The 19880-nt window shown below is 41.5% G+C and carries 17 protein-coding genes; 5 read left to right on the forward strand and 12 right to left on the reverse strand.

What is annotated here, in order from left to right; genetic code table 11:
* Window positions 1-47: 47 nt before the first annotated feature.
* The 7 genes from HWQ58_RS09740 to HWQ58_RS09770 all read right to left on the reverse strand — a co-directional run bounded on the left by HWQ58_RS09740 (window position 48) and on the right by HWQ58_RS09770 (window position 6993).
* Window positions 48-836, reverse strand: a complete 789-nt coding sequence (locus HWQ58_RS09740) for an SDR family oxidoreductase (protein ID WP_292860968.1) — start codon at window positions 834-836, stop codon at window positions 48-50.
* A 19-nt stretch (window positions 837-855) separates the two neighbouring features.
* Window positions 856-1677: an NADPH-dependent oxidoreductase gene (locus HWQ58_RS09745; RefSeq protein WP_292860970.1), complete on the reverse strand. Its 822-nt coding sequence runs from the start codon at window positions 1675-1677 to the stop codon at window positions 856-858.
* 113 nt (window positions 1678-1790) lie between these two features.
* Window positions 1791-2909 carry a sulfonate ABC transporter substrate-binding protein gene (locus tag HWQ58_RS09750; RefSeq protein WP_292860972.1) on the reverse strand — a complete coding sequence of 373 codons (1119 nt, stop codon included), beginning with the start codon at window positions 2907-2909 and terminating at the stop codon, window positions 1791-1793.
* Between the two features lie 152 nt (window positions 2910-3061).
* On the reverse strand, window positions 3062-3823 hold the full coding sequence (locus HWQ58_RS09755) for a class II aldolase/adducin family protein (protein WP_292860974.1): 762 nt from the start codon (window positions 3821-3823) through the stop codon (window positions 3062-3064).
* Window positions 3807-4478, reverse strand: a complete 672-nt coding sequence (locus tag HWQ58_RS09760) for a cysteine dioxygenase family protein (RefSeq protein ID WP_292860976.1) — start codon at window positions 4476-4478, stop codon at window positions 3807-3809. The genes HWQ58_RS09755 and HWQ58_RS09760 overlap by 17 nt, the downstream gene beginning before the upstream one ends.
* Before the next feature lie 75 nt (window positions 4479-4553).
* Window positions 4554-4760 carry an RRXRR domain-containing protein gene (locus HWQ58_RS09765; RefSeq protein WP_069068524.1) on the reverse strand — a complete coding sequence of 69 codons (207 nt, stop codon included), beginning with the start codon at window positions 4758-4760 and terminating at the stop codon, window positions 4554-4556.
* A 538-nt stretch (window positions 4761-5298) separates the two neighbouring features.
* Window positions 5299-6993: an RluA family pseudouridine synthase gene (locus HWQ58_RS09770; protein ID WP_292860978.1), complete on the reverse strand. Its 1695-nt coding sequence runs from the start codon at window positions 6991-6993 to the stop codon at window positions 5299-5301.
* 305 nt (window positions 6994-7298) lie between these two features.
* On the opposite strand from HWQ58_RS09770, the gene HWQ58_RS09775 reads away from it, so the two are divergent.
* Window positions 7299-7991 carry a hypothetical protein gene (locus HWQ58_RS09775; RefSeq protein ID WP_292860980.1) on the forward strand — a complete coding sequence of 231 codons (693 nt, stop codon included), beginning with the start codon at window positions 7299-7301 and terminating at the stop codon, window positions 7989-7991.
* A 203-nt stretch (window positions 7992-8194) separates the two neighbouring features.
* On the opposite strand, the gene HWQ58_RS09780 is transcribed toward HWQ58_RS09775, so the two are convergent.
* Window positions 8195-9484, reverse strand: coding sequence for a hypothetical protein (locus HWQ58_RS09780; protein ID WP_292860982.1), 1290 nt, complete (start codon window positions 9482-9484; stop codon window positions 8195-8197).
* Window positions 9485-9683: 199 nt separating this feature from the next.
* On the opposite strand from HWQ58_RS09780, the gene HWQ58_RS09785 reads away from it, so the two are divergent.
* Window positions 9684-10709 carry an AAA family ATPase gene (locus tag HWQ58_RS09785; protein WP_292860984.1) on the forward strand — a complete coding sequence of 342 codons (1026 nt, stop codon included), beginning with the start codon at window positions 9684-9686 and terminating at the stop codon, window positions 10707-10709.
* A 95-nt stretch (window positions 10710-10804) separates the two neighbouring features.
* The gene (gene pnuC / locus HWQ58_RS09790) at window positions 10805-11371 is read left to right on the forward strand and encodes a nicotinamide riboside transporter PnuC (RefSeq protein ID WP_292861135.1); all 567 of its coding nucleotides are present in this window, start codon (window positions 10805-10807) and stop codon (window positions 11369-11371) included.
* Window positions 11372-12299: 928 nt separating this feature from the next.
* Here the strand turns inward: pnuC and fdhD are convergent.
* Window positions 12300-13139, reverse strand: coding sequence for a formate dehydrogenase accessory sulfurtransferase FdhD (gene fdhD, locus HWQ58_RS09795; RefSeq protein ID WP_292860987.1), 840 nt, complete (start codon window positions 13137-13139; stop codon window positions 12300-12302).
* A 143-nt stretch (window positions 13140-13282) separates the two neighbouring features.
* Between fdhD and HWQ58_RS09800 the strand changes: the two genes are divergently transcribed.
* Window positions 13283-14464 (forward strand): serine hydrolase domain-containing protein, encoded by a 1182-nt coding sequence (locus HWQ58_RS09800; RefSeq protein ID WP_292860990.1) that lies wholly within the window; start codon window positions 13283-13285, stop codon window positions 14462-14464.
* 183 nt (window positions 14465-14647) lie between these two features.
* Here the strand turns inward: HWQ58_RS09800 and HWQ58_RS09805 are convergent, their stop codons facing one another.
* Complete coding sequence (locus tag HWQ58_RS09805) at window positions 14648-15349, reverse strand: Uma2 family endonuclease (protein ID WP_292860993.1); 702 nt, start codon at window positions 15347-15349, stop codon at window positions 14648-14650.
* 357 nt (window positions 15350-15706) lie between these two features.
* On the opposite strand from HWQ58_RS09805, the gene HWQ58_RS09810 reads away from it, so the two are divergent.
* On the forward strand, window positions 15707-16156 hold the full coding sequence (locus HWQ58_RS09810) for an orange carotenoid protein N-terminal domain-containing protein (RefSeq protein ID WP_292860996.1): 450 nt from the start codon (window positions 15707-15709) through the stop codon (window positions 16154-16156).
* 185 nt (window positions 16157-16341) lie between these two features.
* Here the strand turns inward: HWQ58_RS09810 and HWQ58_RS09815 are convergent, their stop codons facing one another.
* Window positions 16342-18564: an FdhF/YdeP family oxidoreductase gene (locus HWQ58_RS09815; RefSeq protein WP_292860999.1), complete on the reverse strand. Its 2223-nt coding sequence runs from the start codon at window positions 18562-18564 to the stop codon at window positions 16342-16344.
* Window positions 18565-19568: 1004 nt separating this feature from the next.
* Complete coding sequence (locus tag HWQ58_RS09820; protein WP_292861002.1) at window positions 19569-19874, reverse strand: hypothetical protein; 306 nt, start codon at window positions 19872-19874, stop codon at window positions 19569-19571.
* Between the last annotated feature and the right edge of the window lie 6 nt (window positions 19875-19880).

Genomic DNA, 19880 nt, shown 5'->3' on the forward strand with positions numbered 1-19880 from the left:
GTGAAAGCTCAGTATCGCCGCTCATTGGTTTTTATCAATCAAGCCGCTCAAAATGTGCTTTGAATGATTCCGCCATCTACTTGCAGCATGACTCCATTCACAAATGAGGCTGCTGGTGAACTCAGAAATACCGCAACATTGGCAAACTCTTCTGGTGTCCCGATACGACCCAAAGGAACAGTCCCATTGATTCTAGCAATTTCTGCTTCTTTGGTTTCACCACTTTTACTAATGCGGGCATTGAGCAATTCTTCTACCCGTTCTGTATATGTCCAGCCTGGTAGAATGCTGTTGACGCGAATTTTATCGCTACCCAGTTCTTTGCTGAGAGTTTTCGTTAAACCAATCACTGCTAATCGAATGGAATTAGATAAAACCAGATTTTTGGCTGGTTGTTTAGTTGAAGTTGAGGTAATGGTCAGAATTGCTGGTGCGGTAGATTGGCGTAAGTGAGGTAAAGCGTACTTTACCAGACGTACCGCACTCAGCAAAGTCAAGTTGATCGAAGTTTCCCAAGTTGCCAAATCAATATCGTCAAAAGTGCCAGCAGGTGGGCCTCCGGCGTTGGTAACGAGAACATCTAACCCGCCGAATTTTTCGACTGTGGCGTTAATTACCCGTTCAATATCTTCTTGACTGGTAACGTCTGCACGCAGAGATAGCACTTCTGTACCTGTTTCGCTGGCAATCTCCGCAGCAGTTTTGTCAATTAATTCACTGCGGGCGCAGATGGCAACTTTTGCACCCTCACGGGCAAATTGCCTCGCTGTAGCTTTGCCCAAACCTTTACTAGCAGCTGTCACTAAGGCGACTTTGCCACGGAGTTGCAAATCCATAATCTTGATTCTTCTTAATTTACAGTAACTTGAAGCCAAGGTTATTGAGAGCTTCACGCAAGCGATCGCGTCCTCTCAATGATTCTACAGTTGCGATGCGCTGGGCTGAGTGTTCTGACCAATCGCCAGCAATATTCATCTTTTGTTCAGTATAGAATTCTTTGATGATGTCATTGTAGTGAGCGATCGCTTCTTCTTGTTCTGCCAATTTATAGGTTTCACGATGCAGTATCGCTGACTGGGGCAACCTTGGCTTAATCGCCGCTTCGACTTCTGGATTCGGATAACCCACACACAGCCCAAATACAGCATACACAGAGGAAGGCAAATTCAATATCTCTGCTACCTCTTGGGGGCGGTTCCTGATTCCACCAATATATACTGTTCCTAAACCGAGTGACTCGGCTGCAACTGTGGCGTTTTGTGCTGCCAATGTTGCATCGATTGTTGCCATCACAAACATTTCCAAATATTCCAGGGCATCATGAGATATGCCGCGACTGTCAGCAACGTGACTTAGACGCGCCAAATCTGCTAACCAAACTAAGAATAAAGGAACCTGCTTAATATGTTCTTGGTTTCCTGCTAGCTTGGATAACTCCTCTTTGCGCTGTTGATCTTCGACTGCTACCACACTCCAAGTTTGCAAATTAGAGGAAGTAGATGCAGATTGGGCGGCTGCAATTAGCAATTCCAGAGTTCCCGGTGGTAAAGGAGCGGATAGATAAGACCGGATTGAACGGTGAGATAATAGTGCTGTTAGCGAATCATTCCATTCAATTTCCGGGTTGAAGGGAATTTCACCGTAGCGCGATCGCAGTAATTCTGTAGGATTAGTCATAATCAATTCCAAGATTTACATTTCAAAAATTGACAGTTATTTTATTACTAACACCAATTTCATTGGTAGGGACATACATCTGTATCTCCCTACACCCAATTCATTGCACCAATTTAAGTTTTTGGTGAAAATGCAGCGTATTCTTCTTTTGTCAACACTGCATCCTTCACATTTATCTGTTTGGGAATTAGCTTCAATTTGTAATATGTATCCGCAACACCTTGTTGTAGATTTATTAAATTATCATCAATTGGCACAAGACCAAAAGTCCGTCTATTAGTTGCTTTTTTCATCGTCTCTAAATCAATTCCTAACACAGGTGCGAGAGTTTTTGCTACTTCTTCTCGATTCTGTTTAGACCATTCTTCGAGATTTTGAATTTCCTCCAGTATCGCCTTGACAGTTTGGGGATTCTCACTGACAAATTTGCGAGTCATCAAATAATATCCTCCCTGTTTATTAATTCCTGTGCCATCAATCAGGACTCTGGCTTTAGTTGCCTCCTGAGCCGCTGCATAAAATGGGTCCCAAATCACCCAGGCATCTACACTCCCTTTTACAAATGCAGCGCGGGCATCAGCCGGAGCTAAATATTTCGGTTCAATATCAGTATATTTTAATCCCGCTTTTTCTAAAGCTTGGACTAACAATAAGTGAGCGCTAGACCCTTTTTGAAAGGCAACTCTTTTGCCCTTCAGGTCAGCAACTTTTTGAATTTGTGAATTTTGAGGAACAAGAATTGCTGAACTAGCTGGAGTAGCCGCAGTACCAACAACATAAGTTAGTGATGTCCCTGCTGCTTGGGCAAATATTGGCGGTGATTCTCCCACAGGGCCGATGTCAATACTACCCACATTCATGGCTTCTAGTAGTTGGGGTCCCGCTTGAAATTCAGTCCATTTTACAGTTATACCTTCTGGTGCTAAACGCTTTTCTAAAACACCTTTAGTTCTAAGTAAAATGGTCGATTTTTGATAACCAAATCTGACTACTGTTGCTTTACTGTCAGCAGAATTACCAACAGATGTGGCACTGGGATTAGGTGCATTAACAGTCGGTGTCGATGAACAAGCAGCAAATAGCAAGCTCAGACAAAGACCTGTAACAAAAGCCCCCACTATGGGTAAAGGAGGAGAAAAGAATAATTTATGTTGGTTGTTAAAGGGGATATTCCTGAATTTTATCAACGATATCCACTTGGCGATGAAACGGCCAAAGATTTGATTAATCATCAAAATGATTCTTGTGAACTATATTAATACTATAAACTTATAGGTTTACCGGAGTATATAAATAAATTTAGGTTCAATTGACATCAAAATAGCGGGAAGTGGGTTAACTTGAGACTTCCTCGCCTATTATGCTAATGCCAAAAAACACAGCACTAATTTAGCAAATCAGGTTCTTCGCGCACAATCCGATCGTAAAGGGGCTGGAAACTGAACCACCCACTTACATGTGACCCCACTTGAGTTTGTGTTAAACGGGCTGTTTCGTGTTTGATCGTAGTGGGTCTACCCGCAGCTTCTGCCAACAGTTGGCCTTGGCACGATCGCTCTAAGCTAATGTACCAAAAGGCAGCTTCATCTACCGTATGTCCCACAGTTAAAATGCTGTGGTTACGCAGAATTACGGCTTTATTTGACCCTAAGGCTTGCGCCAGTCGCAGACCTTCAGAGGTTTCTAAAACCACCCCTGTGAAATCGTCAAATAGCGCATGGTCTTCGTAAAAAGCACAGGAATCTTGAGTCAAGGGGTCAAGGAGACGACCCAAACTTGACCAAGCTTTACCATACAGTGAATGGGCGTGAGCCGCGGCGATGACATCAGGTCGAGCTTCATGAATCTGAGAATGGATGGCGAAAGCAGCTTGATTTATCTCAGCATCGCCTTTAACGACCTCACCTTCTGTGTTAACTAAAACCAGGTCAGAAACTCGGATATGACCAAAGTATGTCCCGAATGGATTGACCCAGAAATGGTCTGTAAACTCAGGATCGCGAGCCGTAATATGGCCTGCGATTCCCTCGCTGAACCCAAACTTACCAAACAGGCGAAAGGCGGCGGCGAGACGTTGCTTGCGGTGGAGGCGTTCGTCTTCAACTCGCTCGAATACAGGGGGCTGTGGTCTAATGTAACTGGACATATTCTTTTTCTTCTTCTTTACAGGGAGCGTTGGAATATCCAGAGCGAAAAGATTTGACGCTGTGAGATTCTGGGATGAACTGGTGGCGCAAAATACAACCAGTATCATTACCCAGGATATGGATGGATACAGATGCACTCTGGGATGTGGTTTTGACGGCGTGGATATCACCATCCGGGGGTAAGAGGCAGTAGATATCCCCTGGTTGAAGCGATCGCACTTCAGTTACTTGTAATTGTGCGTGTCCTTCGGCATCACCGCTATCTACACGGCGATAGAGTGTTTCTTCTTGATTACCTTTGTATAAACCAATCAATCCCCAGGCTAAATGGTCGTGGACGGGAGTTGTGGAACCTGGGGGAATCACCAAACTGAATACTGACAGGGAACGGTCTTTGGCACGATAAAGCAGCCATTGACCAATACCACCACCCATCCGGCTTTCAGGATTGACTTGGGCAAACTTTTGGGGTAGCCATTGCTGTTGGGCAAGGAGTTCTTGAAAATAGGGTTCTAGTCTAGCGAGAGTTTGTGTGCGATCGTCAACAGTGCTAGCGCTAATTTCCCGCACTGTTGCTACAAAGGATCGTAGTTCCTGGCTCTCAATAAACCATTGGTCTTCTGGTAACGGTTCTAAAATAGTGTGGTTCGTCATCTATATTCCTCTGTTTAGGAGGCGACTAAGATTAACTAATTACTAGTTCGTAATTCGTAATTCGTAATTAAGAATTCAATTACGATTTATTTTAATACCAGGATGAATTTTAAAGCCAAGTTGCTCAAGTTTTAGATGAGAAAGGGACTCCTTCAGAATGATAGTAAAAGGATATCGCTGAAATACGGTAGCTTTACCTTGTGACAATAGTAGCCTAGCATGGCTGATGCGTACTGGATATAACGGTTGTTGGTTGGCATCGAGAATGAATACTTTAGTCATGTAATTTTGAATTTTAGATTTGCGATCGTCAGATTGGGTAGTGGGGATTGGGAGAATTCCCTGACTGAGCTAGGGAACAAAAAAATCATTCTTCTCTGCCTCCTGCTCCCGTTCGGCTACGCTCACGGCAAACCTGCCCCTCTGCCCCTACTTAGCCGTGGGGCAAATAGTCTTATTAAAGATAAGAATGAGAGTCTAGATACCAACTCCAGCACTCTCGCCTTTACTGCTATTTAGGAATTTCCAAGGAATAAATCATCCAATTGTGTCGGGTGTCTCACAATCATTTGTAGTTGAATATTTTTATTGGGAAGTTTCTTAACTGTGATGTTAGCTCCCTTAAGTACGGTAAGTTGGTCGAATAACCGTTGAATTTCTACAAGCAGAAATTATCACATCCAAATTTAAAAAGCAAGTCGATTGTCATAGTTATCGGTGGGAGCAACGTGAATATGGCATGATGACCCCGATCGCATACCTGCATCAAAAGAAGGGACGTTCTTAAGAACGTCCTCGTAGTAAAATTCACAAACAATTGTCAAAAGGGCGTATTTACTTGTAAATGCAAGGTTTTTTCTAACTGCGGATGCTCGAAGCGAAGTTCTCTGGCGTGCAGATGTAAACGACTGGTAGCTGCACGGCATCCATAAAGGTGATCGCCTAAAATAATTATCCCAAGTCCTTGCGCATCAGCTGCATGAACCCTTAACTGATGAGTGCGTCCTGTTAGTGGCGTAAATTCTACGCGGGTATAGTCTCCTTCTATGGCTATAACCTGGAAGTGTGTCAAGCTAGGTTTACCATAGTGCCAATCAACTTTTTGATCGGGGCGATTTTCAGGATCTCCCCACAGTGGCAAATCAATTTTTCCTTGCTCAACTGTCAAAACACCGGAAAGTATGGCTTCATAAACTTTGTGAACCTGGCGTTGCTGAAACTGTTGGCTGAGTTGCCGATGAGTTTGGCGATCGCGCGCCAACAACAAAATCCCAGAAGTTTCCTGATCTAAGCGATGCACAGATAGAAGTTCCATACTATCAGGTAATAGATGGCGTAAGCGACTCAAGACACTATCTTGGCGATCGCGATAACGACCGGGTACTGAAAGTAATCCAGCAGGTTTGTTTACAGCAATCAGCCATTCATCTTCATAAATAATCGGTAAAGTGACCTCTCCCCAAACTCTTCCCCGATCAGGGAAGGGGCTTCTTACTCCCTTTTCCCTAGCTGGCAAGGGAGGTTTCAAGCCTGAGAGCAAAAACCCCATCAATGGCTGACATCGCTCGGCACACGCTCCATAAAATTTTCCCGGAATTTTATCCTGATTTACGGAAGACACACCCCACCAAAATTCTGCCATTGCTAGGGGTTTGAGATTATGTGTTGCCGCATAATGAAGCAGCTTTGGGGCACAACAGTCTCCTGTACCAGTGGGCGAACCTCCTGGCATCAATTCTTGCAATGATTGCGATCGCCCGGAAAAATTAGTCAGGCTGTAGCTAGCGTGCATTTTAGCTTGCAATTCACAAGAAAGTGCTTTACGCTGTCGTTTCAGTTCGCTAATTCGCGTATCTGTCGCTGTAATTAACTGCTGGAGGGGCTGTAATACGGCATTTTGCTGGCGTTTAAGTTGTCGTCGCTCAATTCCCTGCTGACGACTCTCTTCGTCGAGTTGTTCAAGGGCAATCGTGAGTGCTTCGGGAGAGAGTGTATTGCAGATTTGCTGACGTTTTTCCTGTCGTTGATGTTTGCAATAGCGATGGCGATCGCTCATTGCTTGCAACTGCTGCTCAAAGTCATTAAACAGGATTTCATACTGCTGGCGTTCGGTCAGTTGCTTCAAGGTAATAATTTCTTGCTTAATCGCATCCAACTCAGCCAAAGTACGGGCTTCCTCGAAAGCAACTTCGTCTCGTCCAGGAATTGGCGGCACCCAGCCCTCAACCACACTGCAACCATTTAAAAGACCGGAAAAGGCTTTTAGTACCCGTTGCTCGCCATTAGGCAGTTCAACCAATAGTATTCCATACATCTTCCCTTCACGAGAATAACAGTCATTGTTGGCAAGATATTGCATTAGTCCGTGGGTGATCGCTTCGGACATTGAAGTGCGGGGTAATTTTAGGCAATCGCCACTTTGGGGACAACGACCTTCGTACCAATAACTACAAGATGAGTCGCCGTTCGCAAAATCGCAGTCGATGAAATCTGAAAGTGCGTGCAGAACTACCATAAACTATATGACGTTGCTAAGTGAAAATAGAAATTTGCCTCATACACAGACGCACCGGAAAGTCTGAGCAAAACAGAGGCGCAGAGAATAAGAATTTGGAATATTTGATTTTTGAATTTCATATCCAAATTTAGCAACGTTATATATAATACAAAATTTTATTATTTTCCTCATCTGAAATTACCTGACACATGATTGGTTAAGCCCTTAAAATGTAAACCTTTATCAGTACTTATACAGTGTAGTTTTAGTATTATATATGCTATTTATTGAATTACTGAGAGGTTTTAAATGGAATTTATACTATGGACTTAGTAATTGTTGGAATCAAGTACAATAAGTGGAAAAACACTGTTTGGAAAGGTCAAATCATACCTATAGAGATTGACAGATCAGAGGCTCATGGATATCAGGGGCGCTATACTGTAAAAATTTATGGAAAAATTTTAGGCTTATTTCCAAAAAATCAAGAGAAACTACCTATTGGAACCAAAATATTTGCAATACTTCATACCTATCAAAATCATGTAAAAGCAACGCTTGTTGACAAACCTATTAATTGGATATTTCCATTCTCTGAAGGTTCACAAGATTGTTTTTCAAGTGAGTTTTTATCAAAGTTTGATGACATGATTTTAGGTATAGATTTCTATAGATTTCAGGAAGAAAGTTCACCAATTAAATTCCATGAATGGTTACTTAGAATGGGATTAGATGAAAATAGTGTAGATGAAAAAGTAGTTGGACAATATCTTTGTTTTCAAGCTTGGCTAGCAGACCAAGCTCAGTCTTTCGAGGATAAATATGATGATGAAGAAGTAGAGAAATACAAAGAATATTGTAGACAAGAAAAGGAGCTTTTAGAAGCAGAACAAAGTTTAATGATATGGGAATTTCAACAAGAAGAAATACGAAGAAATTATGGTGAAAATGCTTCAATGGATGAATATGGTGTTATTTTTAATGATGACGGAGAATATATTGGAATGTATTATTAAACTTTATTGCCTTATATCTGGTGTTGAGTAAGTTCGATCACCTTAATCTGTATTGTTTTGCGGCGTTTCCGAATTAATACATGAACTATTATTTCTAACTTTGCGTTTATGCGTTAGTTCTTTATATTCTTATTCATTAACGCCTATTTGAGTGATCGCAGCCAAAGATTCAACATCTAATGCACCAGATGACTCTCTAAGATTTATTTAGGAGGAATCGAAGCATCGTTTTCCGGTGAATTGTCTGGTAAGGTGGATAGAGATTCTGGATCTTTTATCATACCATGCTGCTCTTGCCCTCTCAGTCCAAGATATGTTGCGGCACTGATTCCTTGTAGCGCCAGAAGTGTATCATCAAATTCTGGCATTGCTAGATTTTTAATCACCTCCCAAACAAAAAATAGTCCGATGGCAACTGTCCAAATAAATGTTTGGAAGCGATGAAAATTGACTCCATTAATATCTGATAATATATCGGTGAAAAACCCTTCTGAAACGCCTTGACTACCTTTTCTATTTTTCTCATTACCCTGCCCATCAATTAATGAAGTACCAAATGCAGTTACAGAGTTAATTCCTAATAAAACTAGTGATTGTCCAGTTAAAATATTGGTGTAATCTCCTGTTATGCCGTAGATAATCAGGTAAGCAGAAAAAATGAGAAATGTCCAGAAAGCAAGTTGAGATATTGATAAGCTGAAGGGATTTCTATACTCTTCATTTGAACCAAGAAAAAACTTAGCAATTCCCGAACGAGCTTCCTTTTCAGGTAGAAACTCTTTTGTAACCAACATTTCCTGACCATTGATTACTTCTTTTTTAGAGTAAATTCCTTCTATTCCAGGGCTACGTAGACTGTCTCGACCATATCTGATAAATATCAAGATAATAGCTATAACTAGAAACAGACACAGCCAAAATCGCCATGATAATAGAACAATTTTTAATTGAGGAGGCGAGAGAGGATCGCTCACCAGAATCGCAACTTTACTGGGACAGCCTACCCCAACTATCGTATCAATACTATATTTGGGCCTGCCACCAAGTAGCGAATTCCATGCAGTTTCAGATACATCAGTACGTTCAAGCTGAAAAGCTAACCAATCATTATTAAGAGTTTTCTTTTGATCTTCACCCTCCTCCATGACGCTGACAGGTTCTCCGTGGACATTCTCTAGCTGATAGCCATTCAGGTACAACACTAATTGGCGAGGATCGAATGAATTGCCTTTAGGCGTTGCACTTGTGGCTGCTGCTGACAATCCTTTAACTTTTACCCTGATGCGATCGCCCATCTTAACTTGGCTGCGATCATTATCAGCAATGACTCGTTCCGTTCTGAGAGTTGCAGGAACATAACAAGCGCGAGACGATGCAAAATTCACAGAAGGGATACCAGAATTATCTTGAGCGATCGCAGAAAAGTTGATAGAAACAACCACAGAAAACACCAATAGAAAAATAGCAGTAAATCTTTTAGTCTTTCTATACATTGCTCAGTATTACCAAGTAAACTATGTCGTAGTTTACTCCTACTTGAGCCATTTGGAATATTAAAAAACTTGTCTAGAATGAAAAACAATACCTTTGCAAAAAAGAGAGAGGCAATGGCTGCAACAGGCTTTATCCTTTTGGCTAATTGTAAAGTGGCAGTCATGGGGCAACAATAGGTATCTATGGAAAGTCAAAATTATGACTGGTAAATGCGGACTCACACTAGGTAAATACGCGCCTCTCCATAAAGGGCATCAATTGGTGATTGAAACAGCCTTAGCAGAGATGGATGAAGTGCTGGTGATGATTTATGAGTGTCCAGAGGTGACTGCTATTCCTTTAACAGTTAGAGCGAATTGGCTGCGGCAAATTTATCCACAAATCCAGGTGATTGAAGCGTGGGATGGCCCAACTGAGGTTGGTGATACTCCTGAGATTAAGCAAAAGCACGAAGATTACATCCTGAAACAATTAAAATCAAAAAAAGTTACCCACTTTTACTGTAGTGAATTTTACGGTGAACACGTAAGTCAGGCATTGGGGGCAGTTAATCGGCTCGTGGATTGCGATCGCCAAACTTTTCCAATTTCTGGAACGCAAGTAAGAAGAGACGCTTACGCATTTCGGGAGTATTTACATCCTGATGTGTACCGCGATCTGATCGCTAATATTGTTTTTATGGGCGCTCCTTCAACTGGTAAAACCACGATTGCATCACAATTAGCTAAAGAGTTTAACACTGTATGGATGCCTGAGTATGGACGCGAGTATTGGGAAAAATATCAAATTAATAGACAACTTTCGCTCTCCCAACTTGTGGAAATTGCCAAAGGGCATTTAGAACGTGAAGAAGCCTTCTTATTGCAAGCAAACCAGTATTTATTTACAGATACCAATGCATTAACAACCTATCAATTCTCGTTGTATTACCACAAAACTGTTGCTCCAGAGTTAGCAGAACTTGCCCATCAAGCCATGTCGCGCTATGATTTGGTGTTTCTTTGCGATTCAGATATACCTTATGATGATACCTGGGATCGCTCTGGAGAAGCAAACCGTAACATATTTCAAAAACAGATTCAGAGCGACTTAATTATTAGAAAAATTCCATTTTTTCACTTGAATGGCGACCTTAATACACGCGTTAGTATTGTTAAAAGAGTATTGTCTCGCTACTACAAATATGGCAACCTGGGAAAGTTATTTTACCATGAAGTTATTTAATAAAATGCATTAAAATGATTGAATTTTGGAGTGTAAATACTATCGCCTTTAATCTTATGGGATACCCCATGAGTTATGTATAATTCTTAGGAACGATTTTTTCTCTATGGTCGGTGTGGCTAATTTCTCAGAAGAAAATCCTGACTTGGCCTGTTGGGATAGTCAGCGTCTTGCTATACATGGCGCTTTTCTATCAAATCCGCTTGTATTCGGACATGTTAGAACAAATCTACTATTTAGTTATTAGTGTGTATGGTTGGTGGCGATGGATTACACCTGAACGTGATACTGGTAAAGTTTTGCAGGTTCGGTATAGTTCCCCAAGTAAAATTGTTTTGATTGCAGCAATTACAATAGCAGTTTCATTTGCAACAGGAGCTTTGATGAGTCAAATTCACCATTTACTCCCTGCAATATTTTTAGAGAAAGCTTCTTTTCCTTATTTAGATGCACTCACAACAATTATGAGTTTTACTGCTATGTGGCTGATGGTGCAAAAAAGGATTGAAAGCTGGTATTACTGGATTATTGTTGATGTTATTGGTATTTGGTTGTACTACGTTAAAGAAGTTAAATTTATTGCTTTTCTTTATGTAATTTTTTTGTTCATCGCAATTAACGGCTCAATATCTTGGCTCAAGACAGCTAAAATACAGGACTGAGAACCCCTGTATATATTTTCTGTTTCGTAGTGCCGTGGCACAGTGAAAATAGTGCATTAGATGTAGGTTGGGTTGAGCAACGAAACCCAACATTGATCTGAGTGTTGGGTTGAGCAACGAAACCCAACCTTGTATTTTAGAAAGAGTAGTAGACCGTCCCAACCTTGGTCATAATAGACCGCTTTGTAGCACGGGTCACTACAATATCAGGCGATGGCGTAGCCCAGAACAGGCATCGCACTTTTTATCTCAATGTCTGAGCCGTCCCCCCTTACCAAGGCAACGGTGTACACACAAGTCAAATTACCCCCCTTAATCCCCCCTTATAAAAGGGGGAAAAAAGATATCTAGTTCCCTCTCCTTTCCAAGGGGAGGGTTAGGGTGGGGTAAAACCCTGGTTAATCAGCTATTTCAGACTTGTGTGTAAACCGTAGCTTACCAAGGAGGGACTACAGGGGGGTTAAAACGATCTCAAATTCTCACGAATGATTTAGGACTGCTATATAAGCAACAGATACCTCGAAGTCATGTTGAAGTACTTGAAAGTCGTGTTGAGGTACTTCAAAATCGTATTGAAGTACTTGAAAGTCGTGTTGAGGTACTCCAAAATCGTATTGAAGTACTTGAAAGTCGTGTTGAGGTACTCCAAAATCGTATTGAAGTACTTGAAAGTCGTGTTGAGGTACTCCAAAATCGTATTGAAGTACTTGAAAATCGTGTTGAGGTACTCCAAAATCGTATTGAAGTACTTGAAAATCGTGTTGAGGTACTCCAAAATCGTATTGAAGTACTCCGAAGTCGTGTTGGAGTACTTCAAACTTTGTCGCACCGCGATCAAGTACACAGGTGCGATCGCTTGACTTTTAAAACAGTCGCTACAAACTTTTTTGCAACAATTTAGCCTTGCCACACCACTACGAAAGTGTTCTTAAGCAGCGTTTATTCTTTGCAAACCAGTGTAAATATTGAATCGTTCTCCACGCAGGAATCCAATTAAGGTAATCCCGAATTCCTTGGCGACAGATACCGCCAAACTACTGGGAGCGGAAACAGAACAGACAATGGGAACTCCAGCAGTTGTAGACTTTTGCAAAATCTCAAAACTTGAGCGTCCGCTAACTAGAACAATACAATTATTTAAAGGTAATTCATCACTGAGCAAAGCTGTACCAATCAATTTATCCAAAGCATTGTGTCGCCCAACATCCTCCCACAGGTTTAACAGTTGTCCTTGAGCATCAAAGATAGCCGCAGCGTGCAAACCTCCTGTAGCAGTGAAGATACCTTGAGCAGCCCGGAGTTTATCTGGTAGGCTGTATACGATCTCAGGTTTTACCGTTGGGCCAGAGGAAATTACTGGACATCCCCGCAGACGCAAAGCCTCAAGGCTAGCTTTACCACACACTCCACAGGCGCTACTTGTATAGAAATGACGCTCCAAAGGCTGTAAGTCTGGAATCAACCCATCCCGCAGTTCCACATTTACAATATTATGGCGCTGCTCACCATCTACTAATTCATCTACGCAGTAGCTGATACGTCGAATATCTTCCCTGCTATTAACGACTCCTTCGCTGTAGAGGAAACCAGCAGCTAGTTCAAAATCTGCCCCTGGCGTCCGCATTGTTACAGCTACCGTCTTCTGGAAAGGAACAAGACGAATTTCCAAAGGTTCTTCGGTGGTAAGTTGGTCTAAACGAGGCCGTATTTGACCTTTTTCCACTACCCAAACAGTGGCTTTGGTCTTACTTTTAGTTGGCATTCTCATATTTGTGAAAGTTGGTGAATTGAAATTTTGATACTAATCTGGAAACAAAGTAATGCTATTTATATGTCAGATGTCAGGTTGATGCTTACCAATTACTTTGTGCAGTTGAGCTAGATCAGCTATGTTTTTGTTTAGGAAGTAAAATGAACCTAAAACTTTTGGCTTTCAGCAAAATTTTATTTGCAATAGTCTTTGTGATTTCCCTTGGTTTTACAGGATATTTAGTGGCTAATAACATTAGTCAGAGAGTAATTGAAAAATCTGTTGCTAAACAAGTGATATCTACCTCCACCGTAGGAAAAAGTTCTCAACTACAGAAGCTTTTAAATGAGATAATTGTAGAACAGAAAATACCCGGTGCAGTAATGTATATTACTACACCTAAAGGTTCTTGGCTGGGAGCATCTGGTGTTAGTAACTTGTCAACTAAAACCCGGATGAAACCCACAGATGGCTTTTCTATTGCCAGTATGAGTAAAACTTTTATGGCGGTGGTTGTGCTGAAATTAGTGGAACAAGGGAAGATAGAATTAGACCGGGCGATCGCAACCTACTTACCAAGAGACATCACTCCTCATATTGTCAACAGCGATAAAATTACAGTTCAGCAACTGCTCAACCACACCAGTGGTGTTGCTGAATACCTAAATACAAAAGAGTTTATTCAAGCTACGGCGAAAAGAAGTCGCTCACAGCCTTGGACAGCCAGAGAAGCTATTCAGTATATGTACCGAGAGCAACCGCAGGCAAATCCTGGAGAAAAATTTATTTATACTGATTGCAACTACATTCTTTTGGAACTGATTGTTGAAAATATTACTAGGGGAACTCTCGCCCAAGCAATCCGCAGTCAGATTTTAAAACCATTAGGATTAAAACATACCTTTACGGAATTGCGCGAACCGACAATTGGAGAAGTCGCTACAGGGTATGGCGATCGCAATAAGGATGGTAAGCTAGATAGCTACGCCACAGTCAATGATGGCAATGGTTTAGGAGATGGTGGATTAGTTTCAACAGCAGAAGATTTAGCCAAGTTCGCTAAAGCGCTATTCGTCAAAAAAACTTTACTTTCCTCCAAGACGATGAAAGAAATGTTGAAATTTAAAGATAATGGCGCAGGTTATAGCTATGGGTTGGGTGTAGAACGATTTTCATCTCCTTTAGCAAAAGCAATTGGGCATAGTGGTACAGCTTATGGCTTCGTAACATTGCTTGCATATTTACCCAATGAAAAAACTACTATAGTAGTGCTGCTAAACAATCAGAATGTTGATATTAAATCAGTAGCTAGGACAGGTCTAGAGGTTGTCGAGAATAAATGATCCTAATTTTTCATTATGCTTATATGGCTGGCATTTTAATAATTCAAAATTCACGCATTAAAGACATTTTCAGACTCTTATTTAAACCCCGACTGTAGCAAGATCCTGCAGGGTAACTGCTCAAAGGCGGAGTAGCTCCAACTTCGCGCTACGTATAGACGTAGAAGTTTTAAACCCTTTAATTTACGAGAAATTTTCTGGGTCAATATTCAGTTCTCGCAATTTGGCTGCTAGGCGTTCAGCGCGTTGTCGTTCTTGTTCAGCGCGTTGTCGTTCTTGTTCAGCTGCTTCTTCGGGTGTAGGAATTAGATTTCCTTCCGCAGTGAAATAGCGTAATTTATGTTCATAAACACCCAAGTACAAATTTAATTGCTGACTCCACAACAATCCTTGTGGGTTGGGTTCTATAGGTTGATACGTACCACCCACCAAAATAAACCCAGCAAATTCTAGATTCTTGGGGTCAAACCAGAAGTATTCAGGAGTGCGAAAGATATCTTGATAAATTTGCTTTTTTAAGCCCTTGTCGGTCGCTGCGGTTGACTTTGAAAGCAGTTCTATAATCAAATTCGGATATTTACCGTCTTCTTCCCAAACAACCCAACTATCACGGGGTTTGCGTTCAGTATTTAAAACGACAAAGAAATCTGGCCCCCGAAAGTCTTCGGATTTACGCTGGCGTGGACTGTAATGAATGCTAAGATTCCCCGCAGCAAAGTAGTCATTAAAGCGATTGTAGTCTCGCCACCACCAATCAAGACATTTTATCAATAGCAGCATTTGCTGCAAATGTAGGTATGTTTCCAATGGTGGTTCGTTACTTTCTAAATCCCCTGGTGGAAATATAACATCTTCTGGGGTTTCAAAATCTTTGGCGACAGACATGGCTGCAAGTTTTGGAGTGATATTAACTTGAACGTCGCAGTCAAAAAGCGTTAAAATTAGGTTTGCTTTTCTAAGCGTACTATTGCATTATAATCAGGAACCTCTTCAAGCGATCGCTTACTGTCACAGACGTTACTTAAAGTTTTAGCTTTTATTTTTGCTTTCCTATACATCGAAACAAGCATTTTTGTAACTAGCAACTTAAGTTATCTATATCTATCTTATGTAGTGATCCTATCCCTACCCTAAGTAGGGTTATCCATCTCCATTTGTTCGTTAACTTATGTAAAGGTACTGAAATTAAATTTTCACAGTAACTGACGAAATCAGAAACCCTTAACTTAATTGGAGTTTTTTATGACTTACACAGCTGATGAAGCAACAAAACCGGCTTTAGAAAGTTTTAAACAGTTTGATGTAGATACTCAGCTAGCCCTACTTTGGTTCGGTTACTTGGATCTTAAAGAGCAGCTACAACCTGCACCTCCTGAAAGGATAGAAGTTCCCGCCAAAGCAGTGTTTGACAAATTCCTGAACTTGTCTAAAGAAGAACAACTGCAAGGGCAACGCGACATTATTAATGGCGCAGCTAACGAGATCAGCCAAGCCTATAATGCTCTAAGTACCAATTCCAGATTAGACGTTTGGCTGATGCTGGCACAAGGAATGGAGAATGGAACCATCATTCAAGTACCATCCGACTATCAACTACCTGGTGAAACGGATGAATTTGTCGCATCGATCAAAAAGCTAGAGTTTGAGCAGCGGATTAATTTCATGCTGACTGTGGTGCAAGAAATGGGTTAGTCAAGTCCAAGGACTTTCAATGGCTTTCTAGAATTGGGGATAACTGAAAGTAGCAAATTAAGCTAGACCTGGCTTCTTTTGCTCTCCTTTAATAGTGGTTAACTCAGAACTACCGCAGAGATGCTCATCTTTGCGGTAGTCTTAATGCAAGTAATTTTGTTAAAACTGGGAAAATGAGACTTGATTCAGATTTTTTCCAACCGCACGATCGCATTATAATCAGGTACACCTTCAAGCGATCGCTTACTTTTATCGAGTAGCACATTCCCTTCTGGCCAGTGTACTTGCAAGTTTCCTGACTGAATTGGCGCAATGTAGACTTGACATAACAACTCGCCTAAATCATTCTTAAGAATGACGCGATCGCGATCTTTTAAACCCAACTGTGCAGCATCAGCAGCATTCATTAGCACCGCCTCTCGCATCGCCCCAGTAATTGCATCCTTGCGTTCCTGCACCATACTATTAAATTGTTTGCCTCGGCGCGTTGCTAATAAAAAATAACCTTCTGGTAATTCTCTTTGGCGTGGCAATAATACGCCAAAGTGTGCTTTCCCATCCGCTGTCGGGAAGTTCCAACCAAAGCACAAATGCGAGCCACCATATTGAAATTGATCGCCAGCTTGCTGTAAGTGTTGAATACCAGCATATTGCGGGACAACTTGAGCAATTTCCTGACGGATAGCAGCGGTGTCAGCAAAAGCTAGTTTATCTGCCAAATCTGGTTTTACCCGCCTTGCCAATTCTAAAAATACTTCCCACTCAGGCCGCGCTTCTCCAATCCGCGGCCCCGGAATTTCTGGACTGAAAATTACCCGGCGTTCGGTGTTAGTTTCTGTGACTCCTCCTGAGATTTCGTAACGAGTCGTCGCAGGTAACAGCACCACAGTATCAGCAGGTTCCACTAACATTTGGCTAGAGAGAACAATATCTATATGTACCCGTAGCGGTATTGTCTTCAGCGCCGCTTCTACATAATCTGGTTCTGGCAGTACTTCTAAAAAATTCCCACCCACAGAAAACAACACATCTAATTGTCCCTGATATGCGGCGTTAATCATTTCTGGAGCAATTAAACCTTTACTTGTCGGCACTTCAAAGCCCCAATGTTGACTCAATTGGGCAGCATTTTCTGAGGTGATGGGTTTACCACCAGGAAATACTGTGGCGTAACATCCCATCTCTGCACCACCCTGCACGCCAGAGTGACCGCGAATTGGCATTAAACCGCAGCCTTCCCGACCGACAAAACCTTTGGTGAGAGCTAGATTAATGATACTTCGCACATTATCTTCACCGCATTCATGCTGGGTAATACCCATACTCCAAACAAATACGGCTTTATTAGCTTCTTTGACCATTTTGGCAAAGGCGTACATTGACTCGCGGGATGTTCCAGAAAGCCGTTCTAATTCTTCCCAAGATTGATTTTCTAAAGATGTTTTGAGTTCGGCAAAGCCATCTGTATATAAATCTATAAATGACTGGTCTACCCAATTGTTAGCAATTATATGTTTAATAGTGCCATTCAAAAATGCGATATCCCCGCCCATATTAATTAAGAAGAAGTCTTCGGCAAACTTTGTACCGAAAACGGCACTTTCTACAATTGAGGGCACCCAGTAGCGCTCCATTCCTGGTTCGCGGTAAGTATTAATAACTACAATTTTAGTGCCAGCTTTCTTGGCGTAATGGAGATATTTAACAGTAACAGGCTGATTATTGGCAACGTTGGAGCCAATGAAGACTAATAAATCAGTACCAATCCAGTCTTTATAAGAACAGGTGGTAGCCCCAGCACCCAGAGAAGCTTTCAGTCCCGCCGTACTGGGAGAATGGCAAATGCGGGCAGCGTTATCAATATTATTGCTTCCCATTGCCCGCACAGCTTTTTGGGTAGCATAATAAGTTTCGTTGACAGTACCGCGACTGGTAACATAGAAACTGAGACGGTCTGGTGTGGTAGCGCGGATGCGATCGCTAATTACCCCTAAAACTTCATCCCAGCTGGCACGGCGAAAGCCTTTTTCCCCTCGTTGACGAATCATCGGATAAGGAAGTCGCCCCAAGTCTCGTAATTGGGCACTTTTTTGATTTTGCAACTGCGAAACATCCTCCAATAGCACAGCGTCAAAAGCTGGCATCGTATTCATCCGCAACAACCGCAACCGGACATTGCAAAGATGAATACCATCTAAAGTCCAATCCTTCATCCCGGTTGTTCCGAGAGCACAACCATCGCAGACACCTTTATTTAGGATATTCCACGTGTATGGTAGTTTGTCACGAGATAACCAAATTGCCCGAAATACTTCCCAATAGTTGTTAGGATACTGTTCGCCAATGCCAAAAGGCTTCCAACTTGCCCAGTTTGAAGGTGTCCAGTGCTTTTTGGGTTTAGGTAACATGATGCAATGTATGTAAGTGGCTGGATTCTTCAAGGCTAGCGTTTTAAGTAGCATTTAAGTAGCAGGCGGTTAAAAATTTAGACATAGAAGGTAAAAACTGAGAAGATTAATTTCTTGTATCTTAACGACAACTTGAACGTTTATAAGTACAACTTCAGCCGTAATGAAAAGGAGTCAGAAATTAGAATTCAGGAGCAAAGCCGGAGACGTTTCCGTTGCTCCGGTCAGAATACCCCATGTCTGAAGTCAGGGGTTTCAAGCAAGGAATACTTTTCTTTTCTTCCACGACTGAAGTCGGGGGCTTTAGACCACGATTCATCCACCAATCGCACAGAATTCAATTTCTTTTTCTGGCGACTGACGCATGTATTCTTCTTCGGTAACAACAACTTAAGCGTTACTAATCCAACTAGGAACGTTATTAACTACAGAAGAAGCATCTTTAACAACAGCTTAAGCTGTAGCAACAACGACTTAAGTGTTAGTTATAACACCTGGAACATTGATAACTATTGTTTAAGCCTTAGTCACAACAACTTAAGCATTACTTATCAAACTAGGAACATTACTAACTACAGCTTCTTCTGTAGTTAATACGAGAGGAAGCTGTAGTTGTAGTAGCGCGGCAAGCTTAAAATATTGGGTTGAGTAATCATAGAATAGTTTTGGACTTTCTAGGTTTTGTGAACCCAACGTTTTAAGGATGACGTGCTAGTAGGTTGGGTTGAGGAACGAAACCCAACATTCCTGCCTCTGTTGGGTAACACTTAAGTTCAACCCAACCTACTAGCGCGGCAAGCTTAAAATATTGGGTTGAGTAATCATAGAATAGTTTTGGACTTTCTAGGTTTTGTGAACCCAACGTTTTAAGGATGACGTGCTACTACAGTTAAGATTTCCGTACCCTTTTTATGATGAACTGTACTAAGTGCGCCAGTTTAAGTTCAAATAAAAATCCCTGCCACAGATGACAGGGATACCAGTTTTTAGCTATAGCTTGTCTCTTAGCTAACAAAATCTTTGTGGGCAGTGACAAGCATCTGAGCTTGCCTTAAAACATTTCCGAATAAATAAAAAGGAATCTGCCAAGCTGCAACGGTAACTTCTTTGACTATATCTTGTACACTAATTGCAATTAATTCATGCTCTGGCGGCTCTCCCTCAACAGTACCAGACCAAGTAAAAGCTAATAAGAAATCATCGTCTCCAGGCAAGGATGCAATCAAACATTCTTCTGGTGTTGGTTCGCAAATAATTCCATAATCATTTGCAAGTTCTACTAATCTTTGAAAGTTGTTTCTGTTTGTCATTTGTCT

The sequence above is a fragment of the Nostoc sp. LPT genome (genome assembly GCF_017115165.1).
GTDB lineage: Bacteria > Cyanobacteriota > Cyanobacteriia > Cyanobacteriales > Nostocaceae > Nostoc.